This is a genomic window from Salinisphaera sp. PC39, assembly GCF_040361335.1.
Classification (GTDB): domain Bacteria; phylum Pseudomonadota; class Gammaproteobacteria; order Nevskiales; family Salinisphaeraceae; genus APNM01.
On record NZ_APNM01000004.1, the window covers coordinates 218,589 to 238,444 of the forward strand.

At 69.7% G+C, this 19,856-nt stretch carries 17 protein-coding genes; 11 read left to right on the top strand and 6 right to left on the bottom strand.

Features of this window, described 5'->3' with window-relative positions; all coding sequences use genetic code 11:
- Positions 1-8 precede the first annotated feature (8 nt).
- Positions 9-455, top strand: coding sequence for a hypothetical protein (locus tag PC39_RS06060; protein WP_353252467.1), 447 nt, complete (start codon positions 9-11; stop codon positions 453-455).
- 37 nt (positions 456-492) lie between these two features.
- Here PC39_RS06060 and PC39_RS06065 read toward each other — a convergent pair whose 3' ends face one another.
- The gene (locus tag PC39_RS06065; RefSeq protein WP_353252468.1) at positions 493-1,065 is read right to left on the bottom strand and encodes a YfaZ family outer membrane protein; all 573 of its coding nucleotides are present in this window, start codon (positions 1,063-1,065) and stop codon (positions 493-495) included.
- 207 nt (positions 1,066-1,272) lie between these two features.
- Positions 1,273-1,665: a hypothetical protein gene (locus PC39_RS06070; protein WP_353252469.1), complete on the bottom strand. Its 393-nt coding sequence runs from the start codon at positions 1,663-1,665 to the stop codon at positions 1,273-1,275.
- Between the two features lie 495 nt (positions 1,666-2,160).
- Between PC39_RS06070 and PC39_RS06075 the strand changes: the two genes are divergently transcribed.
- The 3 genes from PC39_RS06075 to PC39_RS06085 are packed head-to-tail and all read left to right on the top strand — an operon-like array spanning position 2,161 to position 4,931.
- Complete coding sequence (locus tag PC39_RS06075) at positions 2,161-3,348, top strand: M50 family metallopeptidase (RefSeq protein WP_353252470.1); 1,188 nt, start codon at positions 2,161-2,163, stop codon at positions 3,346-3,348.
- Between the two features lie 28 nt (positions 3,349-3,376).
- Entirely contained in the window at positions 3,377-3,982 is a 606-nt protein-coding gene (locus tag PC39_RS06080; protein ID WP_353252471.1) for a hypothetical protein, read from the top strand.
- Positions 3,969-4,931, top strand: a complete 963-nt coding sequence (locus PC39_RS06085) for a DUF2157 domain-containing protein (RefSeq protein WP_353252472.1) — start codon at positions 3,969-3,971, stop codon at positions 4,929-4,931. The genes PC39_RS06080 and PC39_RS06085 overlap by 14 nt, the downstream gene beginning before the upstream one ends.
- Before the next feature lie 20 nt (positions 4,932-4,951).
- On the opposite strand, the gene lon is transcribed toward PC39_RS06085, so the two are convergent.
- Together lon and PC39_RS06095 are read right to left on the bottom strand one after the other, a co-directional pair.
- The gene (lon, locus tag PC39_RS06090; protein WP_353252473.1) at positions 4,952-7,336 is read right to left on the bottom strand and encodes an endopeptidase La; all 2,385 of its coding nucleotides are present in this window, start codon (positions 7,334-7,336) and stop codon (positions 4,952-4,954) included.
- Positions 7,337-7,338: 2 nt separating this feature from the next.
- Complete coding sequence (locus tag PC39_RS06095) at positions 7,339-7,737, bottom strand: Hsp20/alpha crystallin family protein (protein ID WP_353252474.1); 399 nt, start codon at positions 7,735-7,737, stop codon at positions 7,339-7,341.
- Between the two features lie 112 nt (positions 7,738-7,849).
- Here PC39_RS06095 and PC39_RS06100 point away from each other — a divergent pair, with 112 nt between their 5' ends.
- Positions 7,850-8,707: a PHP domain-containing protein gene (locus PC39_RS06100; protein WP_353252475.1), complete on the top strand. Its 858-nt coding sequence runs from the start codon at positions 7,850-7,852 to the stop codon at positions 8,705-8,707.
- A gap of 28 nt (positions 8,708-8,735) precedes the next feature.
- Entirely contained in the window at positions 8,736-10,619 is a 1,884-nt protein-coding gene (locus PC39_RS06105; RefSeq protein WP_353252476.1) for an ATP-binding cassette domain-containing protein, read from the top strand.
- Between the two features lie 91 nt (positions 10,620-10,710).
- Here PC39_RS06105 and PC39_RS06110 read toward each other — a convergent pair whose 3' ends face one another.
- Together PC39_RS06110 and PC39_RS06115 are read right to left on the bottom strand one after the other, a co-directional pair.
- Complete coding sequence (locus PC39_RS06110) at positions 10,711-13,182, bottom strand: efflux RND transporter permease subunit (protein WP_353252477.1); 2,472 nt, start codon at positions 13,180-13,182, stop codon at positions 10,711-10,713.
- A 305-nt stretch (positions 13,183-13,487) separates the two neighbouring features.
- Entirely contained in the window at positions 13,488-14,474 is a 987-nt protein-coding gene (locus tag PC39_RS06115) for an AraC family transcriptional regulator (protein ID WP_353252478.1), read from the bottom strand.
- 116 nt (positions 14,475-14,590) lie between these two features.
- On the opposite strand from PC39_RS06115, the gene PC39_RS06120 reads away from it, so the two are divergent.
- The 5 genes from PC39_RS06120 to PC39_RS06140 all read left to right on the top strand — a co-directional run bounded on the left by PC39_RS06120 (position 14,591) and on the right by PC39_RS06140 (position 19,681).
- Positions 14,591-15,883, top strand: a complete 1,293-nt coding sequence (locus PC39_RS06120; RefSeq protein ID WP_353252479.1) for a flavin-containing monooxygenase — start codon at positions 14,591-14,593, stop codon at positions 15,881-15,883.
- A 178-nt stretch (positions 15,884-16,061) separates the two neighbouring features.
- Positions 16,062-16,928, top strand: coding sequence for a bile acid:sodium symporter family protein (locus PC39_RS06125; protein WP_502950855.1), 867 nt, complete (start codon positions 16,062-16,064; stop codon positions 16,926-16,928).
- Positions 16,925-17,863, top strand: coding sequence for an SDR family oxidoreductase (locus PC39_RS06130; protein WP_353252480.1), 939 nt, complete (start codon positions 16,925-16,927; stop codon positions 17,861-17,863). The genes PC39_RS06125 and PC39_RS06130 overlap by 4 nt, the downstream gene beginning before the upstream one ends.
- Positions 17,860-18,654: an SDR family NAD(P)-dependent oxidoreductase gene (locus PC39_RS06135; protein ID WP_353252481.1), complete on the top strand. Its 795-nt coding sequence runs from the start codon at positions 17,860-17,862 to the stop codon at positions 18,652-18,654. The genes PC39_RS06130 and PC39_RS06135 overlap by 4 nt, the downstream gene beginning before the upstream one ends.
- A gap of 280 nt (positions 18,655-18,934) precedes the next feature.
- Positions 18,935-19,681 carry a sulfite exporter TauE/SafE family protein gene (locus PC39_RS06140; protein WP_353252492.1) on the top strand — a complete coding sequence of 249 codons (747 nt, stop codon included), beginning with the start codon at positions 18,935-18,937 and terminating at the stop codon, positions 19,679-19,681.
- Positions 19,682-19,856: the final 175 nt, after the last annotated feature.

Here is a 19,856-nt window from a genome sequence, read left to right on the forward strand (position 1 = left end):
GGACCTCCATGCGCAAGATACTGGCATTGACGGCGGCCTACGCGGCGGCGGTGCTCGCCACCGCCCTGCTCGGCTCGGTGGTGCAGACCCAGTTCAATCTGGCGGCGTTGCAGGCCCTGGACGCGCCCATGCCGCCGGAGGTGCGGCTGCGCGCCACCGGCGCCGACCTGGTGGGTTTCGGCCCCAACTTCGCCGCCATCGTGGCGGCCGGCTTCCTCGCGGCATTCGTGGTCAGCGGCCTGCTCGCGCGACTACGCCCGGGCGCACGCACGACACTGCACGCCCTGGCGGGCGCCACGGCCGTGGCCGTCGCCATCCAGAGCATGATTTGGCTGTTCGAGATCACGCCGATCGCGGCCGCGCGCGGCGTGTTCGGGTTCGCGGCGCTGGCGGCCTGCGGCGCGCTGGGCGGCTGGGTGTTCGCCCGGCTGGCGCCCCGACCCGCCGGGGCTTGAGCGCCCGCGCCGATGGCGCGGGCGCCCCCCGGACTCGTCAGAACTGCATGCGCAGGCCGACGTGGAAGTTGGTGTCGAGCCGCGCGTCGCGGGCGTGCTCGACGTCGAAGCGCAGATAGCGATAACCCACGTAGGCGGAGGCGGTGCGCGCGAAACGCGCCTCGACACGGCCCACCAGCTCGGTCATGCCGTCGCCGCGGCCGGTCGTGGTGATGTCGGGCGCCATGTGGCCCTGCACGGTGGCGGCCAGCGGCACCTGCAGGTTCGGGATGTCGTACCGCAACGAGCCGCCCAGGGCGAGCGCCCCCACGGTGGTGTCGGCGGCGTCGAGATCGGCGCCGTAGACTTTCACGCCGGCACCGAATTTCAGCGGCTCGAAGCCCTCGCGCAGACGGCCGGTGATATGCCAGAAGCCGGAGCCGACGAAGTCGCTGTCGTCGGTGAAGAACAGCGCCGCCCCGGCCTCGGCCCGGTCGCTGGCGCCGGTCTGGGGATTGCCGACGACGCCGATCTCGGCGGTCTCGTCGCTCAGGCTCAGGTCGAGGTCCATCGCCGCGGCATGGCCGGCGGTGCCGGCGAGGGCCGCCGCGATCAGGATGCGTTGCCACATAGTCGTTTTACCTGCGTGGTTGTCGGAAAAGCCGGCCATTAAAGGGCCACGCCGGCCGGATTGCAACAGCGCAACGGCGGCATCGCCCATGACCGGGCCGGGCCGCGGCGCATCCCCTGGCGGAGACACCGTGCCGGCCCACCGATCCCCTCGCAGGCGTCCGATTGGACCATGCCGGCGGCCGGCAAGCAACCGCGGCGTGCGGGATCACATATGGCGACGCAGCCAGGTACGCGCCTCGGCGTTCACCGGCAGCCAGGCGCAGTACTCGGGTGTGAGCCGGAGGATCAGGATACTGTCGTCGCCGTCGAAGTAGCGAATGACCCGGCGATAGAGCTCGTCGGCCGACTCCGAGCTGGCGACGCCCCAGACCCGGTCGAGCAGACGGCAACAGGCGGGCGAACGCCGCAGTTCCTCCTGCAGTCCCGCGTTGCCGCCGGTCGCCAGCTTCTCCGAGTCGTAGGCGAGTGCATAGACATGACGCGCCCGGCCACCGCTGCGCAGCCGGCCGTAAAGCCGGGCCAGACGCTCGCCCGTCGACGGCGCGTCCGACGCGCCATCGCCCGGTGGCCCGACCTCCGTGTCCGTGGTTTGCTCCATGGCCAATACTCCAGGCTATGTGGGTCGGCGCCGAACGGCTTACGTCACGCACCCGGATTGTGCGGGGAGCAGCAACCGACCACAGACTAGCCGATACCCGAGCAATTTATGTACCAAAATCATGTCGGCAACGGATACCTGCTTTCTCCTACGATGTGTAGGAGCCCGGAAAGACAGCCTTTCGCGGGTATCGCGCAGACCGGCACTATAGCCGAGTGGGACGGCACCGGCCTTTACAGCCGGATGACGGCGAACGAACGCGAAATCCATTATTGCGCCGTGCACCACAAAGAAGCCGTTTTCGGGGGCGGCAAAACGAAGCATGTGCTCCCCTGACTCGGCGCCGCCGTGAAACAATAGGCCGGCCAAGAGCCATCCGGTGAATGTCGAATCCGGGGCGGATCACGAATAATCGGTTAAAACCTCGACGGTACCCTTCGGGACGAGACGGCGAACACCCCCCGTATGGGCGGATGACAATCAAAGGAGATCGCGATGACGAGCGGTTTGCGGGTCGGACGCCTGGCCGGCATCGACATCTACCTGGACTGGAGCCTGGCCATCATCTTTTTCCTGATCATGGCCGCGCTGGGTCTGGGCCTGCTGCCGACCTGGCACCCGGACTGGGGGCCGGCCACTGTCTGGGGCACCGCGCTCGCGGCCGCCGTGCTGTTCTTCGTCTCGATCCTGGTGCACGAGATGTCGCACGCCCTGGTCGGCCGGGCCTACGGCATGACCGTGCCGCGGATCACCCTGTTCGTGTTCGGCGGCATGGCGCACCTGGAGGACGAGCCGGGCGACTGGAAGGCGGAGTTCTGGATGGCGATCGCCGGCCCCGTCACGAGCATTCTGCTGGGTCTGCTGTTCGCGGTATTGGCCAACCTCACGGTCGACCCCGCCCTGATCGACCCGTCCGCGCCGCGCGAGACCCTCGCGGCGCTGGGCCCGTTCGCCACCATCTGCATGTGGCTGGCCCCGGTGAACCTGGTGCTGGGCCTGTTCAACCTGGTGCCCGGCTTCCCCCTGGACGGCGGTCGCGTGCTGCGCGCGGCGCTCTGGGGGCTCACCGGCCGCATGGAGGCGGCCACGCGCCACGCCACCCGCATGGGTCAGCTCGTGGCCTGGCTGCTGATCGGCACCGGTTTCGCCATGATCCTGGGCGTGCAGGTGCCGTTCTTCGGCACCGGGGCGGTGGGCGGCCTGTGGCTGGCCCTGATCGGCTGGTTCCTCAACAACGCCGCCCGCGGCAGCTACACCCAGGTGCTAGTGCGCTCGCGCCTGGCCGATGTGGCCATGCGGCGTCTGATGAGCACGCATTTCACCGCCGTGGCGCCCGACATCACCGTCGCCGAGCTGATCGACCGGCACCTGTTGCACGGCGACCAGCGTGCCTTTCCCGTGGTCGAGGACGGCCGGCTCGCCGGCCTGATCACGCTCACGGACGTGCGCCGGCTGCCGCGCGAGCGGCGCGCCGATACCCGCGTGCGCGACGTGATGATGCCGACCGACCGCTTGGTCACCGTCCGCGCCGACGAGCCCGCCAGCGAGGCCGCGATCCGGCTCAGCGAGCGCGGGATCAACCAGTTGCCGGTGGTCTCCGCGGCGGGCGGCATCGAGGGCCTGGTCCGGCGCGAGGACGTGCTCAAGTGGCTGGCGCTGTACAACGACGAGTCGTTCGAATAGGGCCCGTCGGCGAACAACGGAGAAGCGCATGAGTGTCAGGAAGGCCCTGGTGGATAACCCGTTCCTGGTGGCGGCCGTGTTGCTGCCGCTGCTGGTGGCCGCCTTCTTCCTGGCGGCCACGGCCATCCCCCGCTGGCTGGTCGCGCCACCGGCGCACGACGCGGTGTTCACCGCGACCCGGCCGGTCGCGTCCCCCGCCGGGCCTGGCGGCCTTCGCGTCGAATACGCTGTCGAGGACGGGCGGGTGGTGGCGCACTGGCACGGCACCGACGGCCGGACGCATCCGCGCGATCCCACCCTCTATCGCTATGACCACGCCAGCGGCCGCGCACGCGAGGTGACGATCACACCGCCGGCGGACCCGCCCGGCGAGGGCGAGACACGCACCGTCCCCGTCGCGGCCCTCGCCGGGCTGCACGTCGATGACGACCCGCAGGCGCCCGACGGCTACAGGTTCCGTTCCGGCGACAACCATTATCCGGGGCTGTTCGGCGTCGTGTTCGGCATGGGCGGGGGACGCGACGGTATCGTCCTGGCCAAGAACGGCCGTCGGGTGCCGCTCAATCCCCCGAACGGCCACATCCGCCACTACGGCGTGCAATTCCTGGGCTGGGTCACCGATGACGGACCGTGACGACGGCGCCCGGCGCCGGGCGCTGGCCGAGATCGCCCGGCTCGCCGCCGCGCACGACCTCACGCCCGACGAGATCCGGCACGCCATGGCGGGCGCCGAACCCGGCGGCACCGGCGTGCTGGTGCGGGTATTCGGCTACCTGGGCGGGCTGTTCGTGTTCGCCGGCCTGGTGGCCCTGGCCGCGATCCAGTGGCCGGACCTCAATGCCGCCGCCCGCATCGTCATCACCCTGGGCCCCGGCGTGGCGGCCTTCGTGCTGGCGCTGGCGGCGCGGGGCGACGCCCGCTACGCCGGGGCCGCGGCCCCGCTGCTGCTGATCGCCGCGGCCCTGGAGCCCACCGGCATGATGGTCGCCTTCGCCGAGCTGGGCGGCGGCGGCGACGCGCGCGTGGCCGGCCTGATCACGGCCGCGACCATGGCCGTGCAGTTCATGGCGGTGCGTCGGACGCACGGCGGCACCCTGCCCTGGTTCCTGGCGTCGCTGTTCGCGCTCGCTGCCGCGACCCTGGCCCTGGACCTGATCGCGGTGGTACCACCGGCCCACGCCGGCCTCACCGTGGGCGCCACCGCCCTGCTGCTGGCGGTGCACGCGGACCGGCACGGCCTGGCCGGCGCCGCCACGGTCTGGTATCCGGCCGGCGCCGCCCTGGCCCAGGCGGCGCTGTTCGAGATCCTGGAGGGCGGGCCGGCCGAGTTGCTGTTCCCGGCGGCGGCCGCCGCCCTGCTCTACCTCAGCGTGATCCTGCGCAGCCGCGGCCTGCTGGTGGTCAGCGTGCTCGGCCTGCTGGGCTTCGTCGGTTACTACACCGCCGAGCACTTCGCCCGTTCGCTGGGCTGGCCCCTGGCGCTGGTCGGCTTCGGTTTGGCCCTGATCGCGCTCGGGGCGCTGGGGCTGCGGTTGGATCGGCGGTATTTGCGCGGTGGCGGGCCTCCCCCTGGGGCCCTCTAAAAGGGGGAAACCGCGGCGACTCAGCCGGCGGACCGCTCCAGGGCGATATCGATGGCCTGGCCGACGTCGGCGACCCAGCGGATGTCCAGCTCCTCGCGGGCGTTCCGCGGGATGTCCTCCTCGTCCTTGCGGTTGCGCTCCGGCAACAGCACGGTGCGGATGCCGGCTTGGTGGGCGGCCAGGGTCTTTTCCTTGATCCCGCCCACCGGCAGAACCTGCCCGCGCAGGGTGATCTCGCCGGTCATGGCCACGTCCGGACGCACGGTGCGGTCGGTGAGCAGCGACGCCAGCGCCGTGAACATCGCCACGCCGGCGCTGGGGCCGTCCTTGGGGATGGCCCCGGCGGGCACATGCACGTGGATGTCGCTGTGCTCGAAATCCACCGACTGGATGCCCAGCGCCTCGGCGCGGCCCTTGAGCAGGGTGAGCGCGGCGTGGGCGCTTTCCTTCATCACGTCGCCGAGCTGGCCGGTGAGGATCAGCCGGCCGTTGCCGGGCGCGCGGCTGGCCTCGATGAACAGGATGTCGCCGCCGTGCGGGGTCCAGGCCAGGCCGGTGGCCACGCCGGGCACGCTGGTGCGCATCGCCACCTCGTCCTCGTAGCGTGGCGCGCCCAGGATCGCGCGCAGGTCGTCGGCGTCGACCGTGCGCTCACCGGTCTCGCCCGCCGCGACCTTGACCGCGACATGGCGCACCACGGCACCGATCTCGCGCTCCAGGTTGCGCAGCCCGGCCTCGCGGGTGTAATCGGCGATGATGCGCCGCAGGGCATCGTCCGTGATCCGGCACTGCGACTCGTCCAGGCCGGCGTTGTCCAGTTGCCGCGCCACCAGGTACTTGCGCGCGATCTGGACCTTCTCGTCGCGGGTGTAGCCGGGGACCTCGATCACCTCCATGCGGTCGCGCAGCGGCCCCGGGATCTGGTCCAGGACGTTGGCGGTACCGATGAACATCACCTTGGACAGGTCGAAAGGCACGCCCAGGTAGTTGTCGCGGAAGGTGCCGTTCTGCGCCGGGTCCAGCACCTCCAGCAGGGCCGAGGCGGGATCGCCCTGGATGCTGGCCGCGAGCTTGTCCATCTCGTCGAGCATGAACACCGGGTTGCGGGTGCCGGCCTTGCGGATGCCGCCGACGATGTTGCCCGGCAGGGCGCCGATGTAGGTGCGGCGGTGGCCGCGGATCTCGGCCTCGTCGTGCACGCCGCCCAGGGACACGCGCACGAATTCCCGGCCCATCGCCCGGGCGATGCTCTGCCCCAGCGAGGTCTTGCCCACGCCGGGCGGCCCCACGAAGCACAGGATCGGGCTCTTGCCCTCGGGATTGAGCTTGTGCACCGCCAGGTGCTCCAGGATGCGGCGCTTGATGCGGTCCAGGCCGTAGTGGTCCTCGTCCAGGATGCGGCGCGCGGCGTCGATATCCAGCTTGTCCTCGGACAGGGTCGACCAGGGCAGCTCCACCATCAGGTCGAGGTACGTACGCACCATGGAATACTCGGCCGAGGCCTCGGGCATGCGCTCCAGGCGCTTGAGCTCGCGCTCGGCCTGCTCGCGCGCCTCCTCGGGCATGTCCGCGGCCTCCACCGCTTCGGTCAGCCGCCGGACTTCCTCGGCGCGGCCCTCGTCCTCGCCCAGCTCTTTCTGGATCGAGCGCATCTGCTCGCGCAGCATCGCCTCGCGCTGGCGCTCGTTCATGCGGTCCTGGGTCTGCTGGTTGATCTGCTGCGACAGCCGCAGCACTTCCACCCGGTAGTCCAGGAAGCCTTGCACCTTGTCCAGGCGCGGCGTCAGCTCGACGGTCTCCAGCACCGACTGCTTGTCCGCCGGACTCAGGTCCAGGTAGGCCGCGACCGCGTCCGCCAACAGGCCGGGCGACGGGATCGTGCGCACGGCGTTGACCAGTTCGCTGGGGGCCTGGGGCAGCAGCTCCAGGGCCTCCACCGCGCGCTGGCGCAGGTTCATCATCCGCGCCTCGATCTCCTTGCCGTCCTCCTCGGGCTCGTCGAGGGTCTCGACACGCGCGACCAGGTAGCCGTCGCGCTCGGTGATCTCGTGCACCCGGAACCGGCCCTGGCCCTGACAGATCAGGTGGTGTTGCTCGTCGTTGCCGGTGACATAGCGCAGCACGTTGGCCAGCGTGCCCACCGTGTACAGGTCGCCGGCGCCGGGTTCCTCGGTCTCGGCCTCCTTCTGCAGCAGCAGGCCTAGGGGACGTTCGGCGCGCATCGCCGCCTGCACCGCGGCGATCGAGCGCCGCCGGCCGATGCTCACCGGCATCACCAGCTCCGGGAACAGCACCACGTTGCGCATCGGCACGACGATGACTTCGTCCTCGCGCAACTCGGGCGCGGCACGCTCCGGGGCCTCGGGCGCGGTGTCCTCGTGTGTCACAGTCTCGTCGGCGGACATGGTCAGACCTTCTTGAGCTTCAGGAACAGGCAGCCGTCCACCAGCTCGCGGCCGGCGAATTCCAGCGCCCTCTCGGGCAGCGCCAGCCGCCGCTCGAAGCGGCCATGGGGGATCTCGACCCGGTGCACCACGCCGCGCTGTGCGGGCTCGGGCATGCGGCGCTCGCCGGCGATCACCAGCACGCCCTCGGCGATCTCGACCGCCACGTTGTCGGCACTCACGCCGGGCAACGCCGCCACCACCCAGAAAGCGTCCGCGGTCTCGTAGACATCCACCGGCGGCTCCCACTGCGGCCGGCGCGGCGGTCCCGGCCGGAACATGCGGCGCTGCATACGCTCGGCGCGGTCCAGCATGCGGACCGCCTCCGACCACATCCAGGCTTCGAGATCGCGCGTGGGCATACCGTCTCCACAGGTGGCGTTGGCTACCGGGATAGGATTGGGGCCGCGCCGGGCGGATACAAGCGCGCCGGGCGCGTTACACTCGGCATCCACCCGACCGCCGACCGAACCCGTGCGCCGCCCCGGCATCGACCTGCACACCCACTCCACCGCCTCCGACGGGCGGCTGTCGCCGGCCGCGCTCGTCGCCGCCGCCGCGGAGGCGGGTGTGACCCTGCTGGCCCTGACCGATCACGACACAACGGCGGGCGTGGCCGAGGCCGCGGATGCGGCCGGGAAGCACGGCATCCGTCTGCTGCCGGCCGCGGAGATCTCGGTGACCTGGCAGCGGCGCACCCTGCACGTGGTAGGCCTGGGCGTGGACCCGAACGCGCCGGCCCTGGCCGACGGTCTCGCCGGGCTGCAGGCGCGGCGCCGCGAACGCACCGAGACCATCGGGGCCAAACTCTCGCGCCTGGGCGTCGCCGACGCCGCCGCGCGCGCCCGGGCACTGGCCGGCGACGGCCAGGTCACCCGCAGTCACTTCGCCCGCCTGCTGGTCGAGGACGGGCGTTGCCGTGACGTGAAACAGGCCTTCAAGCGCTATCTCAAGCCCGGCAAACCCGGCCACGCCCGGGTGGCATGGGCCGGCCTCGACGAGGCGATCGGCTGGATCCACGCCGCCGGCGGCGTGGCCGTGCTCGCCCACCCGCTGGCCTACGGCATGACCGGCGCCTGGCGCCGACGCATGCTCACCGCCTTCACCGGCGCCGGCGGCGACGCCCTGGAGATCGGTTGCGGCAACAGCACACTCCAGGGCGTGACCCTGGCCGCCGACGACGCACGCCGCCACGGCCTACACGGCTCGGTGGGCTCCGACTTCCACGGCCCGGAGCAGCACTGGCTCAAGCTTGGCCGACCGTTGCCGCTGCCCGCGGACGTGCCGGCGGTCTGGGAGCATCCTCGGTTTCGCGGGGAACTGGCCCTATAATGCCGCGCGCCCAATCCGGGAATCCCCGATGCTGATCAACCTCCGCGACATCCGGCTGGCCTACGGGCACCGCCCCGTGCTGGACGGCGTCGATCTCGCCATCGACGCCGGCGAGCGGGTGGCGCTGGTGGGCCGCAACGGCGGCGGCAAATCGACCCTGCTGCGGATCGTCGCCGGCGAGATCGAGCCCGAGGACGGCGGCATCGAGTGCCGCCCCGGCCTGCGCATCGCCCGCCTGGAACAGGAGGTGCCGCGCGGGCTCGAGGGCAGCGTCTACCAGGTGGTCGCGGCCGGCCTGGGCGACGTCGGCGACACCCTCGCGCGTTTCCACGATCTGGCCCGGCGGCTGGGCGAGGGCGAGGACGTGGGGAATGCCCTGGCCGCCGCCCAGGCGGCGGTGGACGCCGCCGACGGCTGGACCCTGGCACAGCGGGTGGAGACCACCCTGAGCCGGCTCGGCCTGCCGCCGGAGGACCGCTTCGAGCACCTCTCCGGCGGCCGCCAGCGGCGGGTGCTGCTCGCGCGGGCGCTGGTCCGCGATCCCGACCTGCTGCTGCTCGACGAGCCCACCAACCATCTGGACATCGAATCCATCGCGCGCCTGGAGGAACTGCTGCTGGGTTGGCACGGCGCCCTGCTGTTCATCACCCACGACCGCGCCTTCCTGCGCCGGCTGGCCACCCGCATCCTGGACCTGGACCGCGGCCGCCTGACCTCCTGGCCGGGCGACTACGACCGCTACCTGGCCGGCAAGACCAAGCTGCTGGAGGACGAGGCCAACGCCAACGCGGCCTTCGACAAGAAGCTGGCCCAGGAGGAAGCCTGGATCCGCCAGGGGATCAAGGCCCGCCGCACCCGCAACGAGGGCCGGGTGCGCGCCCTCAAGCGCATGCGCGAGGAACGCCGCGCCCGCCGCGAGCGGTCCGGCCTGGCGCGTATCGCGATGGACAGCGGCGAGCGCTCCGGCAAGCGGGTGATCGTGGCCGAGGACGTGAGCTATGCCTGGGAAGGCCGCCCCGTGGTCCGGGATTTCTCGACGGTGATCCAGCGCGGCGACAAGGTCGGCATCGTCGGCCCCAACGGCTGCGGCAAGACCACCCTGATCCGCCTGCTGCTCGGCGAGCTGGCACCCCAGTCGGGGCGCATCGAACTCGGCACCAACCTCGAGGTCGCGCATTTCGACCAGCACCGCGCCGCCCTCGACCCGGACGCCACGGTGGCCGACAACGTCGCCGGCGGCCGCAGCGCGGTGACCGTGGACGGCCAGAGCCGGCACGTGATGAGCTACCTGCAGGACTTCCTGTTCGCGCCCGAGCGGGCGCGCTCGCCGACCCGGGTGCTCTCCGGCGGCGAACGCAACCGGCTGCTGCTGGCACGGCTGTTCACGCGGCCGGCGAACCTGCTGGTGATGGACGAGCCCACCAACGACCTGGATATCGAGACCCTGGAACTGCTGGAGGAGCGGCTGGTGGCCTACGAAGGCACCCTGCTGCTGGTCTCGCACGACCGCGCCTTCCTCGACAACGTGGTCACTTCGACCCTGGTGTTCGAGGGCGACGGCCGCATCGGCGAATACGCCGGCGGCTACAGCGACTGGCTGCGTCAGCGGCCGGCGCCGGCGCCGGCGGACAGTACCGCCCCGAAAAAGCCCCGACCGTCGCCCAAGCCCGCCAAGCCGCGCCCGGCGCTGAGCGCCGACCAGCGCAAGGAGCTACGCGCCCTGCCCGGCCGGATCGAGACACTGGAGACGGAGATCGCCGAACTGCAGGCGGGATTCGCCGATCCCGAACGCTATGCCGGCAACCCCGACAAGATCGCCGAGGCCGGCAAGCGCCTGTCCGAGCTCGAGGCCGAGTTGGAGACCGCCTTCGAACGCTGGGAGACCCTGGAGAACGCCGCGCGGTCTGGCTAGGAAGATGAACCACAGAGACACAGAGGACACAGAGTTTTTTGATTTTTAACCTTCTTTCACTCTGTGCTCTCTGTGTCTCTGTGGTTAGTTTTCAGTCAGTTCGAACTAAACCACGAAAAGCCCGGCACTGGGCCAGCAGCAGCGGCAGCAGGGTGAGGTTGGCCACCAGGGCCAGCACCATGGCCGCGCCGGTGAGCAGGCCGAAGTAGATCGTGGGCACGAAGTTCGACAGCACCAGGATCGAGAAGCCCAGCGTGATGGTGACCGTGGTGTAGTACAGCGCCCGGCCCACCGAGCCGTGGGCGCGGCGCACCGCGGCCCAGTGGTCGCCGTCGCGGGCCACCTCCTCGCGGAAGCGGTGGGTGTAGTGGATGGTGTCGTCCACGCCGATGCCGATGGTGATGGCGGCGATGGTGATGGTCATGATGTCCAGCGGGATGCCCAACCAGCCCATCAGGCCCAGCACCGAGCCGGCCGCCACCAGGGTCGGGATCACGCCGACCACCGCCACCAGCGGCGAACGGAACAGCACCAACAGCATCGCCATGATCGCGGCGAACACCACGCCCAGGGTCAGGACCTGGGAGCGGAACAGGCTCTGCAGGACATTGTTGTAGAGCACCAGCATGCCGGAAAGATGGACCTGCTCCGGCTCCAGGTCGAAGCGTTCGACCAGGTCGTGCCGGATCTTGGCGAGCAGCTCGTCGCGGCGGAGGTTCTCGGCGGAGTCGATCACCCGGATGCTGAAGCGTACCTGGTTGCCGTCCTCGGCCATGTAGGGCTCGAACAGCGTCTCCTTGATCTCCGCCGGCAGCCGGTCGTACATCACCGCCAGGGTGAAGTTGTCCAGCGGCCGGCCGCCGTTGATGTGGGTGAGCATGTCCATGGTGGTGACGATGGACAGCACCTTGCCGGTCTCCGGCAGCGAGTCCAGATACTCGTGGATCGGCTCCAGCTCCTCCAGCGCGAAACTGTTGAACCAGTAGCTGTTGGCGCTGATGCCGCCGCCCTCGGCGCCGCCGTACTCCTCCTGTTCCTCGAAGTACCAGGCGGGCGGATCCAGGACCACGTCCAGGGGCGTGGTGCCGCCGAGCTTGCGGTCGATCAGCAGCATCCCCTGGTAGATCTCGGTGGATTCCTTGAAATAGTCGATGAAGCGGTTCTCGACGCCCAGCCGGCCGATACCGATCGCCGCGAGCACCACCACGACGCCGTAGATCAGCCAGGTGGCGCCGCGGTGACGCTCGATCGCGCGCGCGAAGCCGAGGGTGATGCCGGCGGTCAGGTCGCGGTCGCCCAGCACCGGGCGTCCCGGCTTCAGCGGCACCAGCGCCGCCGGGTACATCAGGAACACCAGCAGGAAGGCGATGGCCACGCCCCAGACCATCATGTAGCCGAAATCGATCACCGGCCGGATGTCGCTGACCACCAGCGACGCGAACGAGGCCATGGTGGTGAGCACCGTGAACAGCGAGGGCGCGAACTTGCTGCGCACGGTCTCGCGCACCAGGGTGCGCTGGTCGGCGTCGGGGCGCTCGGCGTGCAGTTCGAGCTGGCGCACGACCAGATGCACGATCAATGACAGGGTCAGGATCAGCACCAGGGAGATGAAGTTCGAGGACACGACCGTGACGTGCCAGCCCATCGCCCCCAGGAAGCCGAACATGGTCAGCGCCACGGTGCCGCAGATCGCCGCCGGCACCAGCACCCAGCGCACGCGCCGGAAGATCACCGCCAGCAGCAGGATCAGCAGGATGCCGACGCCGGCGCCGAACACCTGGATGTCGCTGCGCACGAAGTCGATCATGTCCACCGCGATCATGGGCACGCCGCCCAGGTGGATGCGGGCGCCGTCGCGGTGGCGTTCCAGTATGCCGCGCACCGTGGCGATCAGCTCGGCCTGTTCGGCCTGCTGCTGGCCCTTGTAGTCATCGAAGACCGTGGCCACGCGCGCCAGCCGCTCGGCCTCGGCGGCTTCGAGGCCGCCGTTACGCCGCTTCTCGCGCAGCTCGTTCCGGCGTTCCAGCAGCTCGTGGTAACGCTCGTCGCGGTCCAGGGTCACCAGGATCGCGGTCGTGCGGGCGTCGTCGCTCAGCAGGAGGTCGCTGTAAAGCGGACTGGTCAGGAATTCCTCGCGGGCCAGCGCCGGGTCGGTGTCGGGATCGGCCAGGGTGCGCACGCCACGCTGGATCTCCGACAGCGTCACACGCGGGCTGTCGATCAGCGGCACGTTGAGGATGCTGGTCACTTCGGTGACGCCCTCGACCGTCTTCAGCGCCGCCTGCAGCTCGCCCAGCTCCGACAGCACCGGCCGCGTGAACAGATCCGCCTCCGGGGTGTAGGTCACCACCAGGAAATCGTCCGAGCCGTACTGCGCCCGCACCTCGCGATAGAAGGCCAAATCCTCGTCGTGCTCCAGCACCAGGGAGTCGGCCGAGGCGTCGAGCCGGAAATCCTGCGCCTGGTACACGCAGGACGCGGCGAGCAGCACCACCAGCAGGCCCACGATCAGCGGCCGGTTGAGCACGGTGCGCTCGAACAGGGAGACGAGAACGTTCTTCATCGTTATGGATCGGCGTGTCGGATGGCGCAGTGTAACGTTTCTCCGGCACCGGGCCAGGGTCGCGGACTTGCCCGCCCGGCATGGCCGTAACCCAGACGCTTACCCCCGCCCATGTGAACCACGGAGGCACAGGGGCACGAAGAGAAGCGTTTTTTTAACCACAGAGACACAGAGGGCACAGAGAGAAAGAAATTCAAAAGCCTTCTAAGGCTGACTTGTGCTTGACCCTCTTTATCTCTTTTGGATGTTCTTGCGTCTTGAGCCCTGTGCCCCTGTGCCTCTGTGGTTCATTTTCATGGAAGACATCAATCCGAATCGCGGAACTGCGCCGGCGTGGTGCCGGTCCAGCGCTTGAAGGCTTTCACGAAGGCGCTCTCGTCGGAGAAGCCCAGGCGCTCGGCGATCTCGGCGGTGCGGCGATCGGCGCGCAGCTCGTCCTCGGCGAGCGCCTGCAGGACGGTGGCCCGCAGCAGCTTGAAGCTGGCGCCCTCGTCGCCCAGCTTGCGGACCAGATGCCGGCCGCTCATGCCCAGACACTCGGCCACGCGCTCCTTGCCCCAACGCGGATGCTCGCGCAGCAGATGCCGCACGCGCGCGCTCAGCGAGCCGCCGCCGAGCCCGGCGAGCTGGGCGGCGGCCAATTCGTGCAGGCGACGGCACAGGGCCGGGTTGGCCTGGATCAGCGGCAGGTCCAGCGCGGCGGCGGGAAAACGCAGGGCGTTCTCGCCGGTCTCGAAGGCCACCCGGACATCCAGGCGTTCCGAGTAGTCCCGGGGCGCCGTCAGCGGCGCGTGGTCGAAGGTCACGGATTCGGCGCGGAAGGCGCCGCCGGTGCTCCAGCGGCTCAGGTTCAGCAGGCAGGCGAGCACCGCCTCCACCCGCTCGGCGCGGCGCAGACGGTAATGCGGCCGGTAGACCAGCGCCCGCGAGGCGCCCTCGGCACGCAACTCGAAGTCGCCGCCCTCGCCCACGACCGGGTGGTACTCCAGCAGGGCCTCGACGCCCTCGCCGAAGGTCTCGCAGGTCATCAGGACCATGCCCGCGGCGTCCAGATGGCCGACCTGCAACGCCAAACCCAACTCCAAACCGATCAGCGGGTCGTCGGCGGCCCCGCAAAAGGCGTCCCAGAGGCGGTCCTGCACCTCCAGCGATACCCGTTCCTCGCCGCGTACCGCCGCCACCAGGTCGGCCGGCAAGTCGATCCCCAGGCGTTCGGCCGTCTGCAGGATCGCCTGGGTGAACCGCACGGTCACGGTGGGCCCGGCCGCCACCTGTCCCGAATTAACCGCCATGTCGTCCCGAATCGGCCATTACAACCCGCGCGCATCAGGCTAGAGTGCCGAACAGTAGCAGAACGATACAGGGACCTCCGCCCCGAGGGCGCGGAGGCGGGAGAGGAATCGCCACGATGTACGCCGTCATCGGCGCCGGTCCCATGGGGCTGGCCACCGCACGCAATCTGCAGAAACAGGGTCTGGATTTCGTGGGCTTCGAGGGGCACACGGACGTGGGCGGCCTGTGGGACATCGACAACCCCCACAGCACCATGTACGAGTCGGCGCACCTGATCAGCTCCAAGCACATGACGGAGTTCGCCGAGTTCCCCATGGACGAGGCCGTGGCGCCCTATCCCAGTCATCGCGAGATGCGGCGCTATTTCCGCGACTACGCCCGCCACTTCGGCCTCTACGATCGCTACGCATTCGGAACGTGGGTAGTCGCCGTCGAACGCGACGGCGAACGCTGGCGCGTGACCACGGAGGCCGGCGGCGAGCGCCGCGAGCGCGTCTTCGACGGCGTGCTGATCGCCAACGGCACCCTGCACCATCCCAACCGTCCCGAGCTGCCGGGGGAGTTCGCCGGCGAGCTCCACCACGCCTGCGACTACCGCTCGCCCGAGCTGTTCCGCGACAAGCGGGTGCTGATCGTGGGCTGCGGCAACTCCGCCTGCGACATGGCCGTGGACGCCGTGCATCAGGCAGCCGGCGTGGACCTGTCCGTGCGCCGCGGCTACTACTTCCTGCCCAAGTTCATCGGCGGCAAGCCCACCGACACCCTCGGCGGCCGGTTCAAACTACCCAAGCCGCTGAAGCAGCGGCTGGACGCCAAGCTGATCCGCATGGTCGTGGGCAAACCCAGCGACTACGGGCTGCCGGACCCCGACTACCGGATGTACGAGGCGCACCCGGTGATCAACTCGCTGGTCCTGCACCACCTGGGCCACGGCGACATCACGCCGCGCGGGGACATCGCGTCGGTCGCCGGCCATACCGTCACCTTCGCCGACGGCGCGAGCGCCGACTACGACCTGATCCTGCTGGCCACCGGCTACAAGCTGCACTACCCCTTCATCGACGACGCCGAGCTCAACTGGGGCGACGGCGGCGCCCCGGACCTGTACCTCAACGTCTTCCATCCCGAGTACGACAATCTGTTCGTGATGGGCATGATCGAGGCCGCCGGCCTGGGCTGGGAGGGCCGCAACGAACAGGCCGAGCTGGTGGCGCTGTACCTGCGCCAGCTCGCCGCCGGCGCCGACTCCGCCCGCGAGCTGCAGCGGACCAAGAAGGCTCACGCCGGCGAACGGGTGGACGGCGGCTACGACTACCTGAAGCTCGAACGCATGGCCTACTACGTGCACAAGGAAAGCTATCTCAAGAAAGTCCGCGCGCACGTCGCGCGCTTGAAATCCGATTTATGAAGCACGTTTTTTAACCACAGAGACACAGAGGGCACAGAGAAAAAACAAGCTGATACCCGGCCACTAAGTGCCAACGATTCGCTCTTCCGGTTTTCCGCAGGAATTCTCTCTCTGTGGTCTCTGTGCCTCTGTGGTTCATCAATAAAGGACTAAACAGATCGAATTCAGCACCGGCAACCTGATCGCGCTCAACGTCATCCTGGCGTGCATGATGTTCGGCGTCTCGCTGTCGCTGGGCGTCGAGGACTTCCGGCGCATCCTGCGCGACCCGCGGGCGCCGCTGATCGGCCTGGCGGCGCAGTTCCTGCTGCTGCCGGCGGCCACCTGCCTGGGCACCTGGGCCTTTGGCGTGCCGCCGGAGCTGGCGCTGGGCATGATCCTGGTCGCCGCCTGCCCGGGCGGCACCTTCTCCAATATCATGACCTGGATCGGCAAGGCCGACGTCGCCGTGTCCGTGAGCATGACCGCGGTCTCCAGCCTGGCGGCGACGGTGATGACGCCGCTCAACTTCGCCTTCTACGGCTGGCTCAACCCGGACACGCGGCAACTGGTCACCGACATCGCCATCGACCCCGGCAACATCCTGCTGCTGGTGGCCGGCGTGCTGGCCCTGCCGCTGCTGCTGGGCATGTGGAGCGCGCGCCGCGCCCCGCGTCTGGCCGCCCGCGCCGAGAAACCGATGCGCCTGGTCTCCCTGGCCGTGCTGTTCGGTTTCGTGGCGATCGCCTTCGCCAACAACGTCGACCTGTTCCTGGCCGAGGCCGACCGCTTCGCCCTGCTGGTGATCGCGCACAACGCCGCCGCCCTGGGGGTCGGCGCCCTGGCCGGCCGGCTAGCCCGGCTGCCGGTGCCCGACCGGCGGGCGGTGACCATGGAGGTCGGCATCCAGAATTCGGGGCTGGGGCTGGCGATACTGTTCACGTTCTATCCCGATGCCGGCGGCATGATCCTGATCACCGCCTTCTGGGGCGTCTGGCACCTGATCTCCGGGCTGTCGCTGGCCTCCTGGTGGGCCCGGCACCCGGCGGAGGCGACCGCGACATGACACGACATACCCTGATCACCGGCGCCGCCGGCTACATCGGGCGCCAGCTCGCCGAGCGCCTGGCGCGGACCCACCAGGTCACGGGCCTGGACATCCGGCGGCCGGACGGCCCGCCCTGCGATTACATCGAGGCCGACATCCGCGACCCGGGGCTCGCCGACCTGCTGCGCGAACTCGGCATCGAGCAGGTCGTGCACCTGGCCGCGGTGCTGGAGGATTCCGGCGACCGCGAGCGCGACTACGACATCGACGTCAACGGCACCCGCAACGTGCTCGACGCCTGCCTGGCCGCCGGCGTGCGCCAGCTCGTGGTCACCAGCTCCGGCGCGGCCTACGGCTACCATCCCGACAACCCCGCTTGGATCGACGAGGACGCGCCGCTGCGCGGCAATCCCGAGTTCGCCTACTCCGACCACAAGCGCCGGGTGGAAGAGATGCTGGCCGACTATCGCGAACGCCACCCCGAGCTGCGCCAGCTCGTGTTCCGGCCGGGCACGGTGCTCGGCGCGCATACCCGCAACCAGATCACGCGGCTGTTCGAGCGCCCGCGGGTGCTCGCCATCGCCGGCTCGGCCTCGCCCTTCGTGTTCATCTGGGACCGCGACGTGGTCGAGGCGATCGCCCGGGGCGTGGAGGCCGATGCCGAGGGCATCTACAACATGGCCGGCGACGGCGCCCTGACCATCGACCAGGTCGCGGCCATCCTCGGCAAGCCGGTGCGCCGCGTGCCCGCCGGCGCGCTCAAGGCGGCGCTGTGGCTCGGCCACCGCCTGGGTCTGACCCCGCACACGCCGGAGAAGGTGGACTTCCTGCGCTACCGGCCGGTGCTGTGCAACCGCCGCCTCAAGGAGGACTTCGGCTACCGGCCGCAAAAGACCTCCGAGGAGACCTTCCGCCATTTCATCGAGCACGCCCGGCAGCGGGGGCAGCTATGAACACTGTCCTGGTCACTGGCGCCGCTTCCGGCCTGGGCTGGGTGCTGGCACGCCGCTTCTTCGACCGCGGCGACCGCGTCCTGCTCGCCGATCTCGACGCCGACGGCCTGGCAAGACGCGCCGCCGAGCTTGCCGCGGAGGATGCCGCACGCGTGGCGCACCGTGCGCTGGACCTCACCGACGGCGACGCCCGGCAGGCCCTGGCCGACTGGATCGAACGCGACATCGGCGGGCTCGACCTGCTGGTCAACAACGCCGGCATCACCCACCGCTCGCTGGCCGCGGACACCGACCCGGCGGTGCTGCGCCGGGTGATGGCGGTGGACTGGGACGCGCCCGTGAGCCTCACCCTGGCCCTGCTGCCGCTGCTGCGCGCGCGCCGGGGCGGGTTGATCAACATCGGCTCCATGGCCGGCTGGATGCCGGTGCTCGGCCGCGCCGGCTACTGCAGCGCCAAGGCCGCCTTCGGCCAGTTCTTCGAGGTGCTGCGCGGCGAGGTCGCCGCCGACGGTATCCATATCCTCATGGTCTATCCCAGCTTCCTGGCCACGCCCATCGAGACCAACGCCCTGGGCGCGGACGGCACACCCGCCGCGCACGCCCGCTCCACCACCGGCGCCATGCGCACCCCCGAATGGATGGCCGACCGCATCCTGCGCGGCTGGGACCGCGGCGAACGCCGCATCCACGGCGACGCCGTCAGCCGCTTCGGCAGCCTGCTCTGGCGGCTGGCGCCGGACCTCTACCAGCGGTTGATGACGCGTCGATTCGCGTCCGAGCTATCGAAATGAAGATGAACCACAGAGACACAGAGGCACGGAGCGAAGCCAGAAAGACGAGTAAAAGCCAAAAGGCCCGATGGCTCTTGCAGCTTCGAGGTTCGTCTCCCTCAAACCTTCATATTCTCTGTGCCTCTGTGCCCCTGTGGTTAACACCTTGGCCATTCATCTTCCTCAAGTCTTCGCATTCTCTGTGCCTTTGTGCCTCTGTGGTTAATTTCTTGGCACTCATCTTCTTCAAGCTTTTTATTCCCCGTGCCCCCGTGCCTCCGTGGTTAGTGCCTTGACCGACATGCTCGCCGAACTAGCGACATCCCCCTGGCTTCTGCTGGGCGCCTTCATCCTGCTGGCCTATACCACCGAGGCCATGACCGGCTTCGGCAGTATCGTGATCGCCCTGTCCCTGGGCGCCCTGGTGCTGCCGATCGAGGCCATGCTGCCGGTGCTGGTGCCGCTGAACATCGTGATGACCGGCTTCCTGGCCTGGCGGCTGCGCGGTCACGCCGACCGCGACGCCCTGCTGCGGCTGATCCTGCCGGCGATGACCGCCGGCACCGCCGCCGGCTACCTGCTGCATCCCTGGCTGGGCGACGCCGCGCTCAAGACCCTGTTCGGATTGTTGATCGTCTGGTTCGCGGCGCGCGAGCTCTGGCGCAGCGTGCGCGCGCCGCTGCCGGCCGCCCGCGGCCGGGTGTGGACCCAGGGCTGGACCCTCGCGGCGGGCGTCACCCACGGCCTGTTCGCCTCCGGCGGCCCGCTGCTGGTCTACGCCCTGAGCGGCGCCCGTCTGGACAAGGCCCGCTTCCGCGCCACCCTGATCGTGGTCTGGTTCACGCTGAATTCGCTGCTCACCGCCGCCTTCCTGGTCGACGGCTCGCTGTGGCCCGCCCTGCCCCGCGTGGCCGCCTACCTGCCCCTGCTGCCGGTGGGCGTGATCCTGGGCGAGGTGCTGCACCGGCGCGTGGACGAGGCCGGCTTCCGCCGCGCCGTGTTCGCCGTCCTGCTGGCCGCCGGCCTCGCCCTCGCCTGGCCGTATTAATCAGGAATCAACCACAGAGGCACAGGGGCACAGAGTGTTAATGCTACACCGGCTAAAACCGGTGGCTTCAGATTACGACTCAACGCCGGATCGGTCGGCCATACGGCCGACTTCCCCTCTCCCCTTCGGGGAGAGATTCTATGTCTCGGGTCAAGCGGTCTGCGTTCGGCTGGCA

What these genes read in the sequence shown, in the direction of transcription:
- PC39_RS06095 (WP_353252474.1), bottom strand. Translation starts at nt 7,737, where the DNA reads ATGCCCACGCGCGATCTCGAAGCCTGGATGTGGTCGGAGGCGGTCCGC.
- lon (WP_353252473.1), bottom strand. Translation starts at nt 7,336, where the DNA reads ATGTCCGCCGACGAGACTGTGACACACGAGGACACCGCGCCCGAGGCC.
- PC39_RS06130 (WP_353252480.1), top strand. Translation starts at nt 16,925, where the DNA reads ATGACACGACATACCCTGATCACCGGCGCCGCCGGCTACATCGGGCGC.
- PC39_RS06075 (WP_353252470.1), top strand. Translation starts at nt 2,161, where the DNA reads ATGACGAGCGGTTTGCGGGTCGGACGCCTGGCCGGCATCGACATCTAC.
- PC39_RS06060 (WP_353252467.1), top strand. Translation starts at nt 9, where the DNA reads ATGCGCAAGATACTGGCATTGACGGCGGCCTACGCGGCGGCGGTGCTC.
- PC39_RS06140 (WP_353252492.1), top strand. Translation starts at nt 18,935, where the DNA reads ATGCTCGCCGAACTAGCGACATCCCCCTGGCTTCTGCTGGGCGCCTTC.
- PC39_RS06120 (WP_353252479.1), top strand. Translation starts at nt 14,591, where the DNA reads ATGTACGCCGTCATCGGCGCCGGTCCCATGGGGCTGGCCACCGCACGC.
- PC39_RS06080 (WP_353252471.1), top strand. Translation starts at nt 3,377, where the DNA reads ATGAGTGTCAGGAAGGCCCTGGTGGATAACCCGTTCCTGGTGGCGGCC.
- PC39_RS06115 (WP_353252478.1), bottom strand. Translation starts at nt 14,474, where the DNA reads ATGGCGGTTAATTCGGGACAGGTGGCGGCCGGGCCCACCGTGACCGTG.
- PC39_RS06135 (WP_353252481.1), top strand. Translation starts at nt 17,860, where the DNA reads ATGAACACTGTCCTGGTCACTGGCGCCGCTTCCGGCCTGGGCTGGGTG.
- PC39_RS06105 (WP_353252476.1), top strand. Translation starts at nt 8,736, where the DNA reads ATGCTGATCAACCTCCGCGACATCCGGCTGGCCTACGGGCACCGCCCC.
- PC39_RS06065 (WP_353252468.1), bottom strand. Translation starts at nt 1,065, where the DNA reads ATGTGGCAACGCATCCTGATCGCGGCGGCCCTCGCCGGCACCGCCGGC.
- PC39_RS06110 (WP_353252477.1), bottom strand. Translation starts at nt 13,182, where the DNA reads ATGAAGAACGTTCTCGTCTCCCTGTTCGAGCGCACCGTGCTCAACCGG.
- PC39_RS06070 (WP_353252469.1), bottom strand. Translation starts at nt 1,665, where the DNA reads ATGGAGCAAACCACGGACACGGAGGTCGGGCCACCGGGCGATGGCGCG.
- PC39_RS06085 (WP_353252472.1), top strand. Translation starts at nt 3,969, where the DNA reads ATGACGGACCGTGACGACGGCGCCCGGCGCCGGGCGCTGGCCGAGATC.